The 17,879-nt window shown below is 60.5% G+C and carries 18 protein-coding genes; 8 read left to right on the top strand and 10 right to left on the bottom strand.

What is annotated here, in order from left to right:
* Positions 1 to 9 precede the first annotated feature (9 nt).
* The 3 genes from ureG (at position 10) to VQ575_RS03015 (ending at position 2,468) form a co-directional block, all read left to right on the top strand.
* Positions 10 to 624, top strand: coding sequence for an urease accessory protein UreG (ureG, locus tag VQ575_RS03025; protein WP_039592571.1), 615 nt, complete (start codon positions 10 to 12; stop codon positions 622 to 624).
* Positions 625 to 654: 30 nt separating this feature from the next.
* The gene (locus tag VQ575_RS03020; RefSeq protein WP_039592570.1) at positions 655 to 1,227 is read left to right on the top strand and encodes a HupE/UreJ family protein; all 573 of its coding nucleotides are present in this window, start codon (positions 655 to 657) and stop codon (positions 1,225 to 1,227) included.
* 107 nt (positions 1,228 to 1,334) lie between these two features.
* Entirely contained in the window at positions 1,335 to 2,468 is a 1,134-nt protein-coding gene (locus VQ575_RS03015; protein WP_325919036.1) for an AGE family epimerase/isomerase, read from the top strand.
* Positions 2,469 to 2,534: 66 nt separating this feature from the next.
* On the opposite strand, the gene VQ575_RS03010 is transcribed toward VQ575_RS03015, so the two are convergent.
* The 8 genes from VQ575_RS03010 to amaB all read right to left on the bottom strand — a co-directional run bounded on the left by VQ575_RS03010 (position 2,535) and on the right by amaB (position 12,346).
* On the bottom strand, positions 2,535 to 3,299 hold the full coding sequence (locus VQ575_RS03010; protein WP_030140131.1) for an SDR family oxidoreductase: 765 nt from the start codon (positions 3,297 to 3,299) through the stop codon (positions 2,535 to 2,537).
* Between the two features lie 757 nt (positions 3,300 to 4,056).
* Complete coding sequence (locus tag VQ575_RS03005; protein ID WP_325919034.1) at positions 4,057 to 4,773, bottom strand: ABC transporter ATP-binding protein; 717 nt, start codon at positions 4,771 to 4,773, stop codon at positions 4,057 to 4,059.
* Positions 4,770 to 5,642, bottom strand: coding sequence for an ABC transporter ATP-binding protein (locus tag VQ575_RS03000; RefSeq protein WP_039592567.1), 873 nt, complete (start codon positions 5,640 to 5,642; stop codon positions 4,770 to 4,772). Before VQ575_RS03000 ends, VQ575_RS03005 begins: the two co-directional genes overlap by 4 nt.
* Positions 5,639 to 6,919: a high-affinity branched-chain amino acid ABC transporter permease LivM gene (livM, locus tag VQ575_RS02995; protein ID WP_039592566.1), complete on the bottom strand. Its 1,281-nt coding sequence runs from the start codon at positions 6,917 to 6,919 to the stop codon at positions 5,639 to 5,641. The genes VQ575_RS03000 and livM overlap by 4 nt, the downstream gene beginning before the upstream one ends.
* Positions 6,920 to 6,921: 2 nt before the next feature.
* The gene (locus VQ575_RS02990) at positions 6,922 to 7,836 is read right to left on the bottom strand and encodes an ABC transporter permease subunit (protein ID WP_039592565.1); all 915 of its coding nucleotides are present in this window, start codon (positions 7,834 to 7,836) and stop codon (positions 6,922 to 6,924) included.
* Between the two features lie 136 nt (positions 7,837 to 7,972).
* A complete protein-coding gene (locus tag VQ575_RS02985; RefSeq protein WP_039592564.1) occupies positions 7,973 to 9,109 on the bottom strand; it encodes an ABC transporter substrate-binding protein in 1,137 nt (378 codons plus the stop codon).
* Between the two features lie 370 nt (positions 9,110 to 9,479).
* Positions 9,480 to 10,763, bottom strand: coding sequence for an L-pipecolate oxidase (gene amaA / locus VQ575_RS02980; RefSeq protein ID WP_039592563.1), 1,284 nt, complete (start codon positions 10,761 to 10,763; stop codon positions 9,480 to 9,482).
* A 92-nt stretch (positions 10,764 to 10,855) separates the two neighbouring features.
* Positions 10,856 to 12,346: an L-piperidine-6-carboxylate dehydrogenase gene (amaB, locus tag VQ575_RS02975; RefSeq protein ID WP_045155001.1), complete on the bottom strand. Its 1,491-nt coding sequence runs from the start codon at positions 12,344 to 12,346 to the stop codon at positions 10,856 to 10,858.
* 190 nt (positions 12,347 to 12,536) lie between these two features.
* Here amaB and VQ575_RS02970 point away from each other — a divergent pair, with 190 nt between their 5' ends.
* From VQ575_RS02970 to nadE, 3 genes are all read left to right on the top strand, one after another.
* A complete protein-coding gene (locus VQ575_RS02970) occupies positions 12,537 to 13,448 on the top strand; it encodes a LysR family transcriptional regulator (protein ID WP_045155000.1) in 912 nt (303 codons plus the stop codon).
* A 172-nt stretch (positions 13,449 to 13,620) separates the two neighbouring features.
* Positions 13,621 to 14,847 carry a nicotinate phosphoribosyltransferase gene (gene pncB, locus VQ575_RS02965; protein WP_039592560.1) on the top strand — a complete coding sequence of 409 codons (1,227 nt, stop codon included), beginning with the start codon at positions 13,621 to 13,623 and terminating at the stop codon, positions 14,845 to 14,847.
* A gap of 4 nt (positions 14,848 to 14,851) precedes the next feature.
* Positions 14,852 to 15,679 (top strand): ammonia-dependent NAD(+) synthetase, encoded by an 828-nt coding sequence (gene nadE, locus VQ575_RS02960; RefSeq protein WP_039592559.1) that lies wholly within the window; start codon positions 14,852 to 14,854, stop codon positions 15,677 to 15,679.
* 87 nt (positions 15,680 to 15,766) lie between these two features.
* Here the strand turns inward: nadE and azu are convergent, their stop codons facing one another.
* Complete coding sequence (azu, locus tag VQ575_RS02955) at positions 15,767 to 16,213, bottom strand: azurin (RefSeq protein WP_325919031.1); 447 nt, start codon at positions 16,211 to 16,213, stop codon at positions 15,767 to 15,769.
* Between the two features lie 343 nt (positions 16,214 to 16,556).
* Between azu and VQ575_RS02950 the strand changes: the two genes are divergently transcribed.
* Together VQ575_RS02950 and VQ575_RS02945 are read left to right on the top strand one after the other, a co-directional pair.
* Positions 16,557 to 17,144 carry an LOG family protein gene (locus VQ575_RS02950; protein ID WP_045154997.1) on the top strand — a complete coding sequence of 196 codons (588 nt, stop codon included), beginning with the start codon at positions 16,557 to 16,559 and terminating at the stop codon, positions 17,142 to 17,144.
* Positions 17,145 to 17,212: 68 nt separating this feature from the next.
* Positions 17,213 to 17,398, top strand: coding sequence for a hypothetical protein (locus tag VQ575_RS02945; protein ID WP_325919030.1), 186 nt, complete (start codon positions 17,213 to 17,215; stop codon positions 17,396 to 17,398).
* Between the two features lie 63 nt (positions 17,399 to 17,461).
* On the opposite strand, the gene VQ575_RS02940 is transcribed toward VQ575_RS02945, so the two are convergent.
* Positions 17,462 to 17,839, bottom strand: coding sequence for an NUDIX hydrolase (locus tag VQ575_RS02940; RefSeq protein WP_045154996.1), 378 nt, complete (start codon positions 17,837 to 17,839; stop codon positions 17,462 to 17,464).
* Between the last annotated feature and the right edge of the window lie 40 nt (positions 17,840 to 17,879).

The raw sequence follows: 17,879 nt of genomic DNA, 5'->3' as shown, positions 1-17,879 counted from the left end.
GAGACACACATGAATACACAACCTCTGCGCGTGGGTATCGGCGGCCCGGTGGGCTCCGGCAAGACCGCCCTGACGCTCGCCCTGTGCCTGGCCCTGCGTGAGCGCTACAACCTGGCGGTGGTCACCAACGACATCTATACCCGCGAGGACGCCGACTTCCTGGTGCGCAACGAAGCCCTGGCGCCGGAACGGATCATCGGCGTGGAGACCGGCGGCTGCCCGCACACCGCGATCCGCGAAGACGCCTCGATCAATCTGGAAGCGGTCGATCAGTTGAACCGGCGCTTCCCGGGCCTGGACCTGATCCTGGTGGAGTCCGGCGGCGACAACCTGTCGGCAACGTTCAGCCCCGAGCTGTCGGACCTGACCATTTATGTCATCGACGTCTCGGCGGGCGACAAACTGCCGCGCAAGGGCGGGCCGGGTATCTGCAAATCCGATTTGCTGGTGATCAACAAGATCGACTTGGCGCCATTGGTGGGTGCCTCCCTGGACATGATGAACAGCGACACCCAGCGGATGCGCAACGGCAAGCCCTTCGTCTTCAGCAACCAGAAGACCGGCCAGGGCCTGGACGAGATCATTGCCTTCATCGAACGCCAGGGCTTGCTGACCGCTGCCTGATTCTCCCAACTGATCACAAGGAAGCTTTTCATGACTCTCAGACGCATCTTCAGTGCCCTCGCCCTGCTATTGACCCCGGCGCTGGCCTTCGCCCACCCGGGCCATGGCGATAACGGCCTGATCGCCGGACTCGGCCACCCCATCGGTGGGCTCGATCATTTGCTGGCGATGCTCGCGGTCGGTTTATGGGCCGCGCAACAACAAGGCGCCGCACGCTGGGCGCTGCCGTGCACTTTCGTCGGCACGATGCTGCTTGGCGGCCTGTTGGGTTTTGAAGGCCTGGAGCTGCCGGCACTGGAAAACGGGATCGCCGCCTCCGTATGTGCCTTGGGCCTGGCCGTGGCGTTGGCCGTGCGTCCGCCGCTGGGCCTGGCAGTTGCTGCGACGGCGATGTTTGCGCTGTTCCATGGCGTGGCCCATGGCTTGGAGCTGCCGGGCATGTCCAGCCCTTGGGCCTACGCCGCAGGCTTTGTCGCAGCGACAGCGGCGCTGCATGGCGCAGGTTTTGCGCTGGTGCGGGTGTTGCCGCGAGCGGCGGCGCCGTTGGTGCGGTTGGCGGGGGCGGCTTCGGCGGCGACTGGAGTTTGGTTGCTGGCGGGTTGATTCTCCAGCGCCGGCAAGGGTGGCCTGACAGCCACCCCATCTCCCCAGGCCGGCCACTCTGCTACCATGTCGCGCAATCGATCCCCCCGCCGTGACGACGTCCGCCAATGCCCGATGCTTCCCGCTCCGCCCCTTTGCCTGAACTGACCGCCCTGTTCGCCACGGTGCGCCAGCATTTTCACGACGTGATCGTGCCTATGTGGCAGGGCCCGGGTTGGAATGCCGAATTGGCGTTGCCCTATGAATCCCTCGATAGCCAGCACCAGCCGCTGCCGCCCCAGCGCTACCGGGCGATGGCGTGTGCGCGGCAGTTGTATGTGTTTGCCAGCCTGATCGGCGAAGTACCCCAGGCCGAGGAGCGCGCCGCTGCGCTGTTCCGCTCGCTGCAACGGCATTTCCACGATGCCGAGCATGGCGGCTGGTTCTACAGCATCAATCCACAGGGCGCGCCGCTGGATTCCAGCAAAGACCTCTACACACACGCGTTCATCCTGTTCGCTTGCGCTCATTACTGGGGCAAGGTTCGCGAGCCGCTGGTGGAATCAACGCTGAATGCGGCGCTGGAAGTGATCACGCGACGTTTCGCCACTGGCGATGGCCTCTACGAAGCCAGCCTGGGGCGTGACTGGTCGACCCGCCAATCCGGCCCGCTGCAGAATCCGCTGATGCACCTGGCCGAAGCGTTCCTGGCGGCCCTTTCGGTTCGCGACGACGCCAACGTGCGCCAGGCGTTGCTGGGCCTGTGCGAGGGGATGTTCCAGTGCTTCGTGGATCCCGGGCCAAGGGTCATGATGGAAAAACCGCTCAAGGCTGTGGATAACTGGTTCGAGCCAGGCCATCAGTTCGAATGGTATTTCCTGCTGGCTTCATCGCCCTTGTTGCGCGGCGGCAAACTGCACACGGCCCTGGAGCACAGCTTCGGCCTTACGGAACAACAAGGTGTCGATCCGGATTGCGGCGCAGTTTGCGCGATGCTGAGCCTGGAGCCACATGCATCTGCGCGTGACGCGACACAACGTATCTGGGCTCAAGCGGAGTACCTGCGGGCACTGACCTTGCGGCCTGGAAGCGAAACAGTCCTGCTGCGTCAACTGCGGGCTCTTGAGCAGCACTTCCTGCACGCCCAGGGTTGGAACGAATGCCTTGACGCCGATGGCAACGTCAGTCGCCGGGACATGCCTTCGACCACCCCTTATCATCTTCTGACCTGCTACCGCGGTCTGGCCGACTACCTGGCGTAACACTTCCGTGGCGAAGGAGCTTGCTCCCTCGCCACAACACCATCTCCAGCTCAAGTACGTCAGCGGTCAGGCCTTATTGCGCTCGATGGCAAACCCAGCCCAGGTCTGGCTCACCGGCATCAGCTCCAGGCTGTTGATGTTGATGTGCGCCGGCGTGTTGAGTACCCAGAAAATCGTATCGGCAATGTCCTGCGGCTGAATCGGCTCGGCACCGGCGTAGGTCGCGTTGTAGCGCTCCTGGTCGCCACCAAAGCGCACCAGGGAGAACTCGCTTTCGCACAGGCCTGGCTCGATATTGCTCACCCGCACGCCCGTGCCTTGCAGGTCGCAACGCAGGTTCAGGGAGAACTGTTTGACGAAGGCCTTGCTCGCGCCATACACGTGGCTACCCGGATACGGATAGTTACCGGCGATGGACCCCAGGTTGACGATCCCGGCGCCACGGCCATGGGCGATCAGGCGCGGCAGCAGCAGGCGGGTGCTGTAGATCAGGCCTTTCACGTTGGTATCGACCATGGTGTCCCAATCATCGAGATCGCACTTGGGTGCTGGATCGACGCCCAGGGCCAGGCCGGCGTTGTTGATCAGCCCGCGCAACTTGGCGAAGGACGGCGGCAGGTTGGCAATGGCTTCTTCCATGGCCTTGCGATCACGCACGTCCAATACCAGGCCGTGGACCTCGGTCTGCTTGGACAGCTCGGCACAAAGGGCATCGAGGCGTTCTTCACGACGACCGGTCAGCACCAGTTTCCAACCGGCCTCGGCAAAACGACGGGCACAGGCTTCGCCAAAACCGGACGTCGCGCCAGTGATAAACAGGGTGTCAGACATCGTGTTCTCCTTGCTTAGGCTTCAAACAACCATTGAACGGAAATTGGCCAACAGCATGCCCGGCCTGGCACGCCAGGGGCAAGGCTGATCAATCACTTCACGGCGTGCTGTTCAAAAAACGAACAATCAGGGCCAGGCCTTGCCCAGCAAGGGCCGCAGCGGGTTGCACGCACCTTATCCACAGGCACGTCCACAGTAATCGGGGGCAAGTAAAAAACCTGAAAGCCTTCGTGCATAAGGCTTTGCGAGGGTTTTGGAAATTTTTTTCGCTTGACCTCGCAAGTCGGGTTGTGCAGATCAACTTATCTGCTATAAGCGAGAGCTTGAGGACGCGATGGCTCCAAGCCAGCAACTACAACGCTCAGCGCGGTCTTTCCAGAGTTTAGTCACAGACTTATCCACAGGCTTGCCCACAGACTTTCGAGCCCATTTCCGTGCTTATAAAACTGTTGACAACAGCCGCTCTCCCCTGACTGGAAATGACTGATCAAAAAACGATCACAGCCCTGTAGGCCACGTATTCAAAGGCTTGCAGCCAGCTACTCCCACGTTACCCACAGCCAGTTCCACAGCAAACGGGGACAAGTCAAAACTGTGACAAAACAACTATTTGCGGCGACTTTATGTCGCGGTTTCGCAGGGGCTCAGGATTGTTGTCCACAATTGGGGACAACCATACGAATCCCTTGTGGTGTAATCCAAAAGATAAAAAAACCGGCGATCATTCGCCGGTTTTTTTTTCATTGCACAACCAGCGTCAATGCCCGCCCAGATACGCGTTGCGCACCTCTTCGTTGGCGAGCAGTTCCTTGCCCGTGCCGGTCAGGCGAATTTCGCCGTTGACCATCACATACGCCCGGTCCGACAGCTTGAGGGCATGGTTGGCGTTCTGTTCCACCAGAAAGATGGTCATCCCGGTGGAGGCCAGTTCACGCAGGGTCGCGAAGATCTGTTTCACCACGATCGGCGCCAGCCCCAGGCTTGGTTCATCGAGCAACAACAACTTGGGCCGGCTCATCAATGCCCGGGCAATGGCGAGCATTTGCTGTTCGCCGCCGGACATGGTCATGGCCCGCTGGTTGCGGCGCTCTTTGAGCCGCGGGAACAGCTCGAACATGCGCTGCATGTCCTCGCTGGCGTATTTGTCACCGATAGGGATGGTGCCCATCAGCAGGTTCTCCTCGACGGTCATGTCGGGGAAGACCCGGCGTCCTTCCGGCGACTGCGCGATGCCGTTGGAAGCAATGTAGTGCGACGACTTGTGGGTAATATCCACGCCCTGGTAGATGATCTGCCCGCCCGCCGCACGCGGCTGGCCGAAAATCGACATCAGCAGCGTGGATTTGCCGGCGCCGTTGGAGCCGATCAGGCTCACGGTCTCGCCTTCGCCAATGTACATCGATACTTTCTTCAGGGCCTGGATCGGTCCGTAGAACACGTCCAGCTCCTTGAGTTCGAGGATAGGTCCACTCATACCAGTTCCTCTTCATCGGCACCCAGGTAAGCCGCGATCACCTTCGGATCGTTGCGAATCGCCTCGGGACCGCCCTCGGCGATCACGTTGCCGTGGTCCAGCACCACGATGTGGTCGGAAATGCTCATCACCATGCCCATGTCGTGTTCGATCAGCACCACGGTCAGATCGTGCTCGTCGCGCAGCAGCCGGATCATCGCGCTCAGCGCTTCGGTTTCCTGAGGGTTGAGGCCCGCCGCTGGTTCGTCGAGGCAGATGATCTGCGGACGGGTGCACATGGCCCGGGCGATTTCCAGACGGCGTTGCTGACCGTAGGAAAGCTCCCCGGCCAGGCGGTTGGCGCAGTCCACCAGGTCGACCACTTCCAGCCAGTAGAAGGCGTGGTCCAAGGCATCGCTTTCCGCCTTGCGGTAGCCCTTGGTATTGAGGATGCCCGCCACCAGGCTGCGGTTGACCCACATGTGCTGGGCCACCAGCAGGTTTTCCAGCACCGACATTTCCTTGAACAGGCGAATGTTCTGGAAGGTGCGCGCCAGGCCGGCACGGTTCACCAAGTGGGTGCCGCCGAACATCTTGTAGTACAGCCGGCTGGCAAAAGATTTTGGCGAGACGAAGTCGGTCGGGCGAAACGCTTCGCCCAACAGCTTGATGACGTCGGTCTGCTCGCCACGCACGTTGAGTTCGATCTTGCCGCCCGAAGCCTTGTAGAAACCGGTCAAGCAGTTGAACACCGTGGTCTTGCCCGCACCGTTGGGGCCGATCAGGGCGAAGATAGAGTTGCGCTTGACCTGCAGGCTGACGTCGCTGAGGGCCTTGATGCCGCCGAACTGCATCATAAGGTTTTCAACTTTGAGTACGACTTCGCTCATGGCGCTACCCCCTTGCGCGGCGTCACACCGGTACGGCTGATACGGATCAGGCCGCGTGGGCGCCAGATCATCATCAACACCATCAACACGCCGAACAGCAGCACTCGGTATTCAGAGAAGCTGCGCAGCAGTTCCGGGGCCACGGTGAGCACGAATGCCGCGATCACCACACCGACCGTCGAACCCATGCCACCCAGCACCACGATCGCCAGGATCAGCGCCGACTCGAAGAAGGTGAACGACGACGGGTTGACGAAGCCTTGGTAACTGGCGAAAAACACCCCGGCCAGGCCAGCGGTGGATGCACCGATAGTGAAGGCCGAGAGCTTGACCAGCACATGGTTCAGGCCCATGGAGCGGCAAGCGATCTCGTCTTCGCGCAAAGCTTCCCAGGCGCGACCGACCGGCATTCGCGTCAGGCGATGCTTGATGTACAACACCAACAAGACGGTGATGAACAGCACGATGTAGATAAACAGGAATTTGATGTTGGGGTTGTAATCGATACCGAAGAACTCGTGGAACGGCACCCCGCCGTCCTTCGCTCGCCTGCCGAATTCCAAGCCCAGGAAAGTCGGTGCCGGAACCGGCATGCCATTCGGCCCGCCGGTGAACGACAGCCAGTTGTTCAGCACCAGCCGGATGATCTCACCGAACCCCAGGGTCACGATGGCCAGGTAGTCACCGTGCATTCGTAACACCGGGAAGCCCAATATGCACCCCGCCATCGCTGCCGCAATGGCCGCCAGTGGCAACACCGTCCAGAAACCCAGGCCCAGGTACTGATAGCCCAGCGCCAGGCCGTAGGCGCCGATGGCGTAGAACGCCACGTAACCCAGGTCGAGCAGCCCGGCCAGGCCGACCACGATATTGAGGCCCAAGCCGAGCAACACATAGATCAGTCCGAGGATGACCACCGTGAGCACGTACTTGTTGGCGAAGAACGGAAACACGATGGCAATCACGATCAGAGCCGGAATGATCCAGCGCAGCCGCGATTTGTAGTCCGGCGGCAACACGTGCACGCCGGAGCCGGTGCTCTCGAAACCCTGGAGAATCTTCAGTCCCTTGGGGGTTTGCAGGAACAGGCTCAGGGCGAAGCGCCCGACCATCACGATCGCCACCAGCCAGCCAACGCGGGCCGGTTGCAGGTTGAAGCTGTAGCCGTCGAGCACCACGCCGACGATCGGCCCGAACACGATCAGCGAGATCAGGCCGGCCAGGATCGCGTCGATGACGCTTTGTTTGATATCAAGCGGTTTATTGGCAGCAGACATACTTACACCTTCGCCACGAGTGGGCGACCCAACAGGCCTTGGGGACGGAAAATCAGAATCAGCACCAGCAGCGAGAAACTGAACACGTCTTTGTAGTCAGAGTTGATCAGACCGGCGAACAACGACTCGGAAATGCCGAGGATGATCCCGCCAAGCATTGCCCCAGGCAGGGAGCCGATGCCGCCGAGTACCGCCGCGGTGAACGCCTTGATGCCGATGATGAAGCCGGCATAGAAGTCGAAGGTGCCGTAGTTCATAGTGATCAGCACACCCGCCAGGGCCGCCATGGCCGCGCCGATGATGAACACGTAGGAAATCACCCGGTCGGTGTTGATCCCGAGGATGGAGGCCATCTTGCGGTCTTGCTGGGTAGCGCGGCACATGCGGCCGAGCTTGGTGTACTTGATGATGTAGGTCAGCAGCGCCATGCCGGCGAATGCGGCAATCAGGATGAAGATCTTGGTGTAGGTGAGCTGCACGAAGCCGGTACCGATGTCGACGCGCATGGCGCCTTCAAGTAGCGTCGGCACACCCTGTTGACGGGCGCCCTGGCTGATCTGCGCGTAGTTCTGCAGGATCAGCGAGATGCCGATGGCACTGATCAGCGGTGCCAGCCGGGTGGAGTTGCGCAGGGGTTTGTAAGCGACGCGTTCAATGACCCAACCGTAGACCCCAGTGACCACGATCGTGAACACAAGGGTGCCAAGGATCATTAGCGGGAAGGATTCGATACCGAAGTAAGCCAGCAGAGCCAGACTGATTGCCGCGAGGTAAGCGGAAATCATGTAAACCTCGCCGTGGGCGAAGTTGATCATGCCGATGATGCCGTAGACCATTGTGTAGCCGATGGCGATCAGACCATAGACCGACCCGAGGGTCAGGCCATTGATCAGTTGCTGCAGGAAAATACCATCCATAACGCAATCTCACGCAGTGAGAACCTGCACACCCTGGGGCGTGCGGTTCTTCTAAGGAAAATACAGATTTACGTCGGAGCAATGTCAGGCGCGACCGTCCCGCTCCCTGTCGGAGCCTGGACGGTCGCTTCAGCCCTTACTTCTGTTTTTCCAGCTGGTGATACTTGCCATCCTTGTCCCACTGGTAGACCACGTAGTCGGAGACCTTCAGGTCGCCCTTGGAATCCCAGGTTTTTTCACCCATGACGGTTTTCACCGGGTTGGCTTTCAGCCACTTGGCAGCGTCTTCACCCTTGTTGGACTTGGCGCCGTTGAAGCCGGCCGCCAGGGCCTGGACCGACGCATAGGCGTACAGGGTGTAGCCTTCAGGCTCGACGCCCTGGGCGCGGAAAGCGTCCACGACGGCCTTGCTGTCCGGCAGCAGGCGTGGGTCGGCGCCGAAGGTCATGTACACGCCATCGACGTATTGCGCGCCGCCGGCGGTGGTGACCAGTTCGTCGGTGACGATGCCGTCATCGGACATGAACTTCACGTCCTTGAGGCCTTGTTCGCGCAATTGGCGAACCAGCGGGCCGGCTTCCGGGTGCAGACCGCCGAAGTAGACAACATCGGCACCGGCGGAACGGATCTTGGTGACCACGGCGCTGAAATCTTTCTCGCCACGGGTCAGGCCTTCGTACAACACTGGAGTTACGCCACGCTTGGCCAGTTGTGCCTTGGTGGCATCCGCCAGGCCTTGGCCGTAGGTGTCCTTGTCGTGCAGCACGACGACTTTCTTGCCCTTGAGCACGTCGACGATGTAGTCGCCGGCCACGATGCCCTGCTGGTCGTCACGACCGCACATGCGGAACATCGCGCTCAGGCCGCGCTCGGTCACGGCCGGGTTGGTCGAGCCAGGCGTCATCGCGATGATGCCAGCTTCGTCATAGACCTCGGAGGCCGGGATGGTGTTGGACGAGCAGAAGTGCCCGACCACGCCGATCACTTTGTCCTGGTCAACCAGGCGGTTGGCCACGGCCACGGCCTGCTTGGGTTCGCAGGCATCGTCGCCGGCAACCAGCACGATCTTCTCGCCGTTGACGCCACCCGCTTTGTTGATCACATCGGCCGCCGCCTGCGCCCCCTTCATGTACTGCTCGCCAAATGCAGCGTTGGCACCGGTCATCGGCCCCGCCACACCAAATTTCACATCAGCTTGAGCAAACGCAGAAACACCCAGCGCAGTTGCCACTGCGAGGGCCAGAAAGCCTTTCTTGTAAAACGTCTGGGACATGAGGTGGTGCTCCAAGGTTTTTTTTAGTTGGCACTGCGACTTCACTTCACTGAAAAGCTCAGAGCAAGGGCCGTGCCATCGGTTTTTTATTCTTAAAAAAGTCGCTGCTTTATTGTTATTTCGACTGTTTCGGGCCCTTTTTCACAGGGCGTGCAACCGTCTAATCCGCACGAGGTGCAACCTTATTTACAAGTAGGTAAAACCCTCCATGAGCCATCATTGCAACCGCCGCGCGAAACGGCGTGCAACCACTGTGTAACAACCTGCGTCACCGAAGTGCACACTGTCGGTGCGCGGCTGCTACACCCCGCACCATAACAGGCTAGACGTTAAGCCGAGAAAAACCGCCATCCGTAACACTTTTCAACAATCAGATGACGATCCGCAAGCACTGGCCCGCGTGATACAGCGAAAAACCCGCTTCATACAGACAACTGCGCAGGCCGACACCCGCCAGGGGCTGCATCGGCGCGAAGGGTATCGGCAAGGCACTGGCATCACCGTGGCACAGGTAATCGGCGAATGCCTTGCCTACCACAGTGCCAGTGGTCACGCCGCGACCGTTGTAACCGGTCACTGCCACCAGGCCGGGGGCCGGTTCGAAAAGGCGCATCAGGTGATCAGGCGTGAAAGCAATGCAACCAGTCCAGGTGCATTCCCACTCCACCGCCTTGAGATAAGGGAAATAGTGCTGCTGCACCCGATCGGCCCAGGCCTTGAGAAACCAGGTCGGCTTGCGATTGCCATTGCCCAGGCTGCCCAGCAACAGGCGCCCGTCCTTGTCCCGGCGGATGCTGCTCAACACTTGGCGGGTATCCCAGGAGCCCTGCCCGCCGGGAAGAATGCGGCGGGCGGCCTCGCCGTCCAGTGGGACCGAGGCGACCTGATAGTAATAACCGGGGAAGAAATTACGCCGCAGTTCGGTCCAGTCGCCCTCGGTATAGGCGTTGGAGGCGATCACGACTTGCTCGGCCGTTACCGAACCCTGGGCGGTCTGCACCGACCAGCGTTGGCCCTGGCGCTCCAAGCGCGTCACCGGCGAATGATCGAACATCAGCGCACCAAGGTCCTGGGCAGCCTTGGCCAACCCGCTGGCGTAGGCCATTGGATTGAGCGTGCCGGCGCGACGGTCGAGCAGCGCCGCGGCAATCTTATCGGTGCCGGTGGCATCGGCACAGGCTTGGCCGGTGAGTAGCTCAACCGGCGCGCCGCGGCGCTTCCATTGTTCTTCGCGGCTGCGCAGGTCGGCCTCGCCCCGGGCGTTATGGGCCATGTGCAAGGTACCTTCGCGGCGCAGTTGGCAATCGATGGCGTATTTGTCGACGAGACTGAATACCAACGCCGGCGCGGCGCCCAGCATACGGTTGAGCTGGCTGCCCACCGCCTCGCCGAACCCGGCCTCGATCTCGTCCGGCGGGATCCACAGGCCAGCATTTACCAACCCGACGTTGCGCCCCGAGCCCCCATGCCCGGCCCGATGCGCCTCCACCACCGCGACGCGCTTGCCTTGCTCCAGCAAATGCACCGCCGCCGACAGCCCGGTAAAGCCCGCGCCGATAATGCAGACATCGACCGTGACCTCACCGGTGAGCGCAGTGTTTTCTGGTCTTTGTGGCGTCAGTTTTTCCCACAGACATTCTTCGCGTAACGGCATTGCCAGACTCCGAAAAAGAAACCCAACCGCTGCACATTCCCGTTGTGGGAGCGGACTTGCTCCCACAACGGGATCACCGCCTGGCTCAAACCTCAGTCGAAAGTAATCCCCTGCGCCAATGGCAACTCTAACGAGTAGTTCACGGTGTTGGTCTGGCGGCGCATGTAGCCGCGCCAGGCGTCGGAGCCGGATTCGCGACCGCCGCCGGTTTCTTTTTCGCCACCGAATGCACCGCCGATTTCCGCACCGCTCGGGCCGATGTTGACGTTGGCGATGCCGCAATCGCTGCCCACCGCGGACATGAACTGCTCGGCTTCACGCACGTCGGTGGTGAAGATGCACGACGACAGGCCTTGTGGCACGGAATTGTTCAGGTGCAGCGCTTCGGCGAAATCCTTGTAGCCGACCACATAGAGGATCGGCGCGAAAGTTTCGTGGCGTACCACGTCGCTCTGCTCCGGCATCTCGACGATGGCGGGAGAGACGTAATAGGCATTCGGGAACTGGTCTTCGAGCTGGCGCTTGCCACCAAACACCCGCCCGCCTTCGCTCAAGGCCTGCTCCAGGGCGTCCTGCATGTTGTCGAAGCTTTGCTTGTCGATCAGCGGCCCTACCAGGTTGCCTTCCAGTGGATGGCCGATGCGCACTTTCGAATAGGCAGCCTTGAGACGGGTGACGATTTCTTCCTTCACCGACTCATGGGCGATCAGCCGGCGCAAAGTGGTGCAGCGCTGGCCGGCGGTACCAACGGCGCTGAACAGAATGGCGCGCACGGCCATGTCCAGGTCGGCGCTCGGGGCCAGGATCATGGCGTTGTTGCCGCCCAGCTCGAGAATGCTGCGGGCAAACCGCGCCGCAACTTTCGGCGCCACCTCGCGCCCCATGCGGGTGCTGCCCGTGGCGCTGATCAACGCCACGCGAGGGTCATCCACAAGGGCTTCGCCGGCATCGCGACCACCGATGATCACTTGGCTCAGGTACGGCGGCGCATCGCTGAAGTTGCTCAGCACACGCTCGAACAGTGCCTGGCACGCCAGGGCGGTCAGCGGCGTCTTTTCCGAAGGTTTCCAGATCACCGAGTTGCCGCAGACCAAGGCCAGCGTGGTGTTCCAGGCCCAGACCGCCACGGGGAAGTTGAAAGCGCTGATGACACCGACCACGCCCAGCGGGTGCCAGGTTTCACGCATGTGATGGCCCGGACGCTCGGAGGCGATGGTCAAGCCGTACAACTGGCGGGACAGGCCGACGGCGAAATCGCAGATGTCGATCATCTCCTGCACTTCCCCGAGGCCTTCCTGGGTGATCTTGCCCGCTTCCCACGACACCAGTTCGCCGAGGTCGGCCTTGTATTCACGCAACAGATCGCCGAACTGGCGCACCAACTCACCACGCCGGGGCGCCGGCACCTTGCGCCAGAGGTCGAACGCATGCTCGGCCCGGCTGACCTGCTGCTCGACCTCGGCGGCGCCTTCCCAGTTCACCGCGCCGATGCGACTGCCATCAATGGGCGAATGCACAGGCTGTGTGCCGTTCTGGTACAAGGCCGGGTTCACGCCCAGACGATCAAGCAATGCAGCAACCATGGGTAAATTCCTCAAGCAAAGACAAAGGATTGGCAGCCAGGCGAACGCGGCTGATCAGACCTGTAGTTGTAGCTGGCCCGAGACTTGCCAACAAACGACCTTTAAGCGAGATATCATTCCGTTTATTCATGCTGCCACTGAAGCAGACTGTTAAGCACAAAAGCAGAGCGACAAAAAATAAGGCTCCATCATGCTCAATAAACGCTATTTGCCGTCGATCACCGCGCTGCAGTGCTTCGAAGCGGTGACTCGTCACCTGAGCTTCACCCGTGCAGCTGAAGAACTGAACCTGACCCAGAGCGCCGTCAGCAAACAGGTCGCGCAGTTGGAAGAGTTGCTGCAGCATCTGCTGTTCCGCCGCGTGCGTCGACGCTTGCAACTGACGCCCGCCGGCGACTTATACCTTGGAGAAGTGCGAAAAATCCTCACCCAAGTTGAGATGTCGACTCATTACCTGCGCTCCTACGGTGGTGATACCGAAGTACTGCGCGTTTCCACGCCCCCGACGTTTGGCGCGCGCTGGCTGGTTCCACGGCTCAAGGGTTGGCGTCTTCGCCACCCCACCATTCACCTGGATCTCTGCAGCGAGCAAGAGGCCGATGACCTCCAGCAAGGTCGCAGTGACCTGGCGTTCTATTTTGGCCAGGGATCCAGGCCGGGGACCGAGTCCTTGAAGTTGTTCGGCGAGGAATTGGTGCCGGTCTGTGCGCCGGGCAGCCTGCCGGACGAACCGTTCAGCGATCCCACGCAACTGACCGGGCTGGTGCTGCTGCAGAATGCCTCGCGTCCCCAGGCATGGCACGACTGGTTCGATCATCAGGGTTATCACACCGAACACAGCTACCACGGGCCACGCTTCGAAACCTTCTACATGTGTATCCGTGCGGCCCAGGTCGGTTGCGGCGTAGCCCTGCTGCCCAGGTTCCTGGTGGAAGAGGAACTGGCCGACGGTAAGCTGGTCATCCCCTGGCAGCATGCGATGCCCAGCACCAACGCCTATTACCTGGCTTACCCGGAACACTCGGCAGAGGTGCCCAAGGTGCGGCTATTCGTGGAATGGATGCTGGAGCAGATCGATAGCCAGCAGACACCGCAGCAATAAAGCTGTGGCGAGGGGATTTATCCCCTCGCCACAAATAACGCTCCTCACAACAGAGAGCGCCGCAACCAAAAAACACTGGCAATAACCATCGCGGTTATGCGCCACTAGCCCTTTCACTACGAACCGCCGTACGCCGCTGCCCGCCGCAGCCACCTGTCTGGAGATTCACGTTATGAGCGAGAGTGTATTTGCCGATCGCATCGTGCAGAACCTGCTCGACACCGACTTCTACAAGCTGACGATGATGCAGGCGGTGCTGCATAACTACCCCAACGTCGAGGTGGAGTGGGAGTTTCGCTGCCGGAACAGCGAAGACCTGCGTCCGTATCTGGCGGAGATCCGCTTCCAGATCGAACGCCTGGCCGAGCTGAGCCTGAGCGCCGACCAGTTGGGTTTCCTCGAACGCATCAGCTTTCTGAAGCCGGACTTCCTGCGCTTCCTGGGCCTTTTTCGTTTCAACCTGCGCTACGTGCACACCGGCATCGACGATGGCGAGCTGTTCATCCGCCTGCGCGGGCCGTGGTTGCATGTGATCCTGTTCGAAGTGCCGCTGCTGTCCATCGTGAGCGAGGTGCGCAACCGCTATCGCTACCGTGAAATTGTGCTGGAGCAGGCGCGCGAACAGCTTTATCGCAAGTTCGACTGGCTGAGCGCCAATGCCAGCGCCGACGAACTGTCCGAACTGCAAGTGGCCGATTTCGGCACCCGTCGTCGGTTTTCCTACCGCGTCCAGGAGGAAGTGGTCAACGTGCTCAAGCACGACTTCCCCGGACGCTTCGTCGGCACCAGCAATGTGCATTTGTCCCGAGAGTTGGACATGAAACCCTTGGGTACCATGGCCCACGAGTGGATCATGGCTCACCAGCAACTGGGCCCACGGCTGATCGACAGCCAGATCGCCGCGCTCGACTGCTGGGTTCGCGAATACCGAGGCCTGCTGGGCATCGCGCTGACCGACTGCATCACCATGGACGCTTTCCTCAAAGACTTCGATCTGTTCTTCGCCAAGCTGTTCGACGGCTTGCGCCATGACTCGGGCGACCCGGTGATCTGGGCGGAGAAAGCCATCGCCCACTATCACAAGCTGGGCATCGACCCGATGAGCAAGACCCTGGTGTTTTCCGACAGCCTGACGTTGCCAAAATGCCTGGAGATTTTCCGGGCCCTGCGTGGTCGCATTAATGTGAGCTTCGGTATCGGGACCAACCTGACCTGTGACATTCCAGGCGTGGAGCCCATGAGCATCGTGCTTAAAATGATCAGCTGTGACGGGCAACCCGTGGCCAAGATTTCAGACGAGCCCGGCAAGACCCACTGCAAGGACCCGAATTTCGTCGCCTATATGCGACATGTTTTCCAAGTACCTGCCACCCTTTCTGGCACATCAAGCAAGGAGTGAATTCATGCAAGCCGCACAGCGTGAGATAGCTGAACAGCTCAACGTCCAGCCGCCGTTCGCCGATGACGCCGCTCTCAAGGCCGAAATCGCCCGCCGGGTGAGCTTCATTCAGGACTGCCTCGTCAACTCCGGGCTCAAGAGCCTGGTGTTGGGTATCAGCGGCGGGGTCGATTCGTTGACCGCCGGCCTGTTGGCCCAGCGTGCCGTACGCGAGCTACGGGAAAAAACCGGCAACGCGGCATACAAGTTCGTTGCCGTGCGCTTGCCGTACGAAACCCAGTTCGACGAGCACGAAGCCCAGGCTTGCGTTGACTTCATCGAGCCGGATGAGCGCCACACGGTCAATATCGGTCCGGCGGTCAAGGCCCTAGCCAAGGAAGTCCTCGCGTTCGAGGGCAAGGGGCCAGGCTCGCGGGATTTCGTACTGGGCAATACCAAGGCGCGCATGCGCATGGTGGCGCAGTACACCATCGCCGGCGCCGAACAGGGCTTGGTGATCGGCACCGATCATGCGGCCGAAGCGGTCATGGGTTTCTTCACCAAGTTCGGTGACGGCGCCTGCGACCTGGCCCCCCTGAGCGGGCTGGTGAAAAACCAGGTCCGGGCCATTGCCCGTGACTTTGGTGCGCCGGAATCCCTGGTGGAAAAAGTCCCCACCGCCGACCTGGAAGACCTGTCGCCCGGCAAGCCGGACGAAGCGGCCCATGGTGTCACGTACGCCGAGATCGACGCATTCCTGCACGGCCAACCGATCCGCGAAGAAGCGGCCAGGATCATTTGCGATACCTATCGCAAGACCGAACACAAGCGAGTGATGCCGTACGCTCCTTGATCGCCATTAGGTGGACGCTCCCACAAGGGGAATTTGCCAGGCATGAAAAAGCGCCCTAATGAGGGCGCTTTTTTTATGCCTCGGCGATTACTTCAGGGTAACCGTGCCTTTCATCATCGAGATGTGGCCTGGGAACGAGCAGAAGAAGCCGTACTTCTCGCCGGCAGCCAGTTTCGACACATCAAAGGTCACCGAGTCTTTCTCCTTGGCGCCGATCAGCTTGGTATGCGCGATGATGCGAGCGTCACCGTCCTTGAGGTAGTTCTTATCGATACCGGCGCTCAGGCCATCGGTGGCAATCGGCTGCATGTCGGCTTCTTTGCTCAGCACCCAGTTATGGCCCATGACGTTCTTCGGCAAGCTGCCGGAGTGAGTCAGCTCAACGGTGAACGTCTTGCAGCTCTTGTCGATATCGATGGCCTTGGTGCTGAAGGACATCTGGTCGGTCGAATCGATGGTGGTCTTGCACTCCGCTGCCATCAGCTGGCTGCTGGCCAGCGTCAACAGGGATACTGCTACAAGTTTGGCGAACATCATGAATCTCCAAGGCATGGTTAACAAAAATCCGTCAAAGGGAAAGACTGCCTGATTTTCCGGCAAGTTCCTATGACCTGAGTCAAAGATTGTATACAACTTGAGACTATCAGCCTGATGGACAGAATCAACCAGCCAGAAGTATGACGGCCCCCTATGATCAGCCCCATCAACTCTCTGGAGCGACCCTCATGAACTTCAACAGCCTGTTGTGCAGCTTGCTCGCCGCCTACGCCTGTGGTGCCAGCGGCACCTACGAAAAACCTCGGCGAGAGGTTTAATCTTCTTGCGCAATAAAGGGCAAGCTTTACTCTGGTCCGGTTACCGAACCACGGAGTGAAGCATGTCCATAGCGTCTGTTTGTGTATTTTGCGGCGCCAGCACCGGCAGCCACCCAGCCTATCGCGAGGCAGCCCAGGCCTTGGGGCAAGCGTTGGCAGAACGAAAGCTGACCCTGGTCTACGGCGGAGGCGCAGTCGGCCTGATGGGGATCGTCGCCGATGCGGCCCTGGCGGCCGGCGGCGAAGTCATCGGCATCATCCCGCAAAGCCTCAAGGACAAGGAAATCGGCCACAGCGGCCTGACCCGCCTGGAAGTGGTCGACGGCATGCATGCACGCAAAGCGCGCATGGCTGAACTCAGCGACGCCTTCATCGCCCTGCCCGGCGGCCTCGGCACCCTGGAAGAGTTGTTCGAGGTCTGGACCTGGGGCCAGCTCGGCTACCACGGCAAGCCGCTGGGGCTGCTGGAGGTGAACGGTTTCTACAGCAAGCTCACCGGTTTTCTGGATCATATCGTCGGTGAAGGCTTCGTCCGCGCACCGCATCGTGACATGCTGCAAGTGAGCGAATCAGCGCACAACCTGCTCGATGCACTGGACGAGTGGCAACCGTCAGTGCAGCCAAAGTGGGCCGAACAAAAACCCAGCTAACGGCTCGGCCCCGATACAGGGCAGAATATGCGCCGCTCAACCTCACCTTCGACCCCAGAGGATCGCCCATGGCCAAACCCAATTATTCCTTCGCCAAACGTCAGAGAGACTTGGCCAAGGAGCAGAAGAAAGAGGAAAAGCTCCAGCGCAAGAAAGCCTCCGCAGACGAAGCGGCACTGAACCCGGATACCGAAGGCGACGTGGCGGCAGAACAGGATGTGGATGCGTCGAAAGATCAAGCCACCGACGCCTGATAACCCCAGGGTCCGATGATCAGATCCGGCCCTTCGTTGGGCTGGTGGCCTCGCTACCGGTCCTTACGCGCCCAGCGCCTTGGCAATTGAGAGGCGATAACCCTCTGGCAGGTTGGCCGGCAATTGTCCCGGCTCGAACAACCCGATCTCCTTGTGCTCGTGACTGACCGCCGGTACAAAACCGCCCAGCAATTGGCAGCGATAGGTGGAAATGAAAACGTGCTTGCCGGGAATCACCTCGAACAAGTACGAATCCAGCGGCTCGCCGACACTGACCTCGACGGCCAGCTCCTCGACGATTTCCCGCGCCAGGCATTGCGGCGCCGTTTCGCCCAACTCGATCCGCCCACCGGGCAATTCCCACTCATCCCGCTCGTTGAGCATCAGTACTACCCGGCCTTCGGGGGATTGCAGCACACCTTTGATCGAAACCGGGAACATGACACTTCCTCGCCTGTTCAAATACATACCCCTGGTAGAT

It is taken from the genome of Pseudomonas frederiksbergensis (genome assembly GCF_035751725.1).
GTDB classification, from domain to species: domain Bacteria; phylum Pseudomonadota; class Gammaproteobacteria; order Pseudomonadales; family Pseudomonadaceae; genus Aquipseudomonas; species Aquipseudomonas frederiksbergensis_A.
This window is presented reverse-complemented; position numbering and strand designations above follow the sequence as displayed.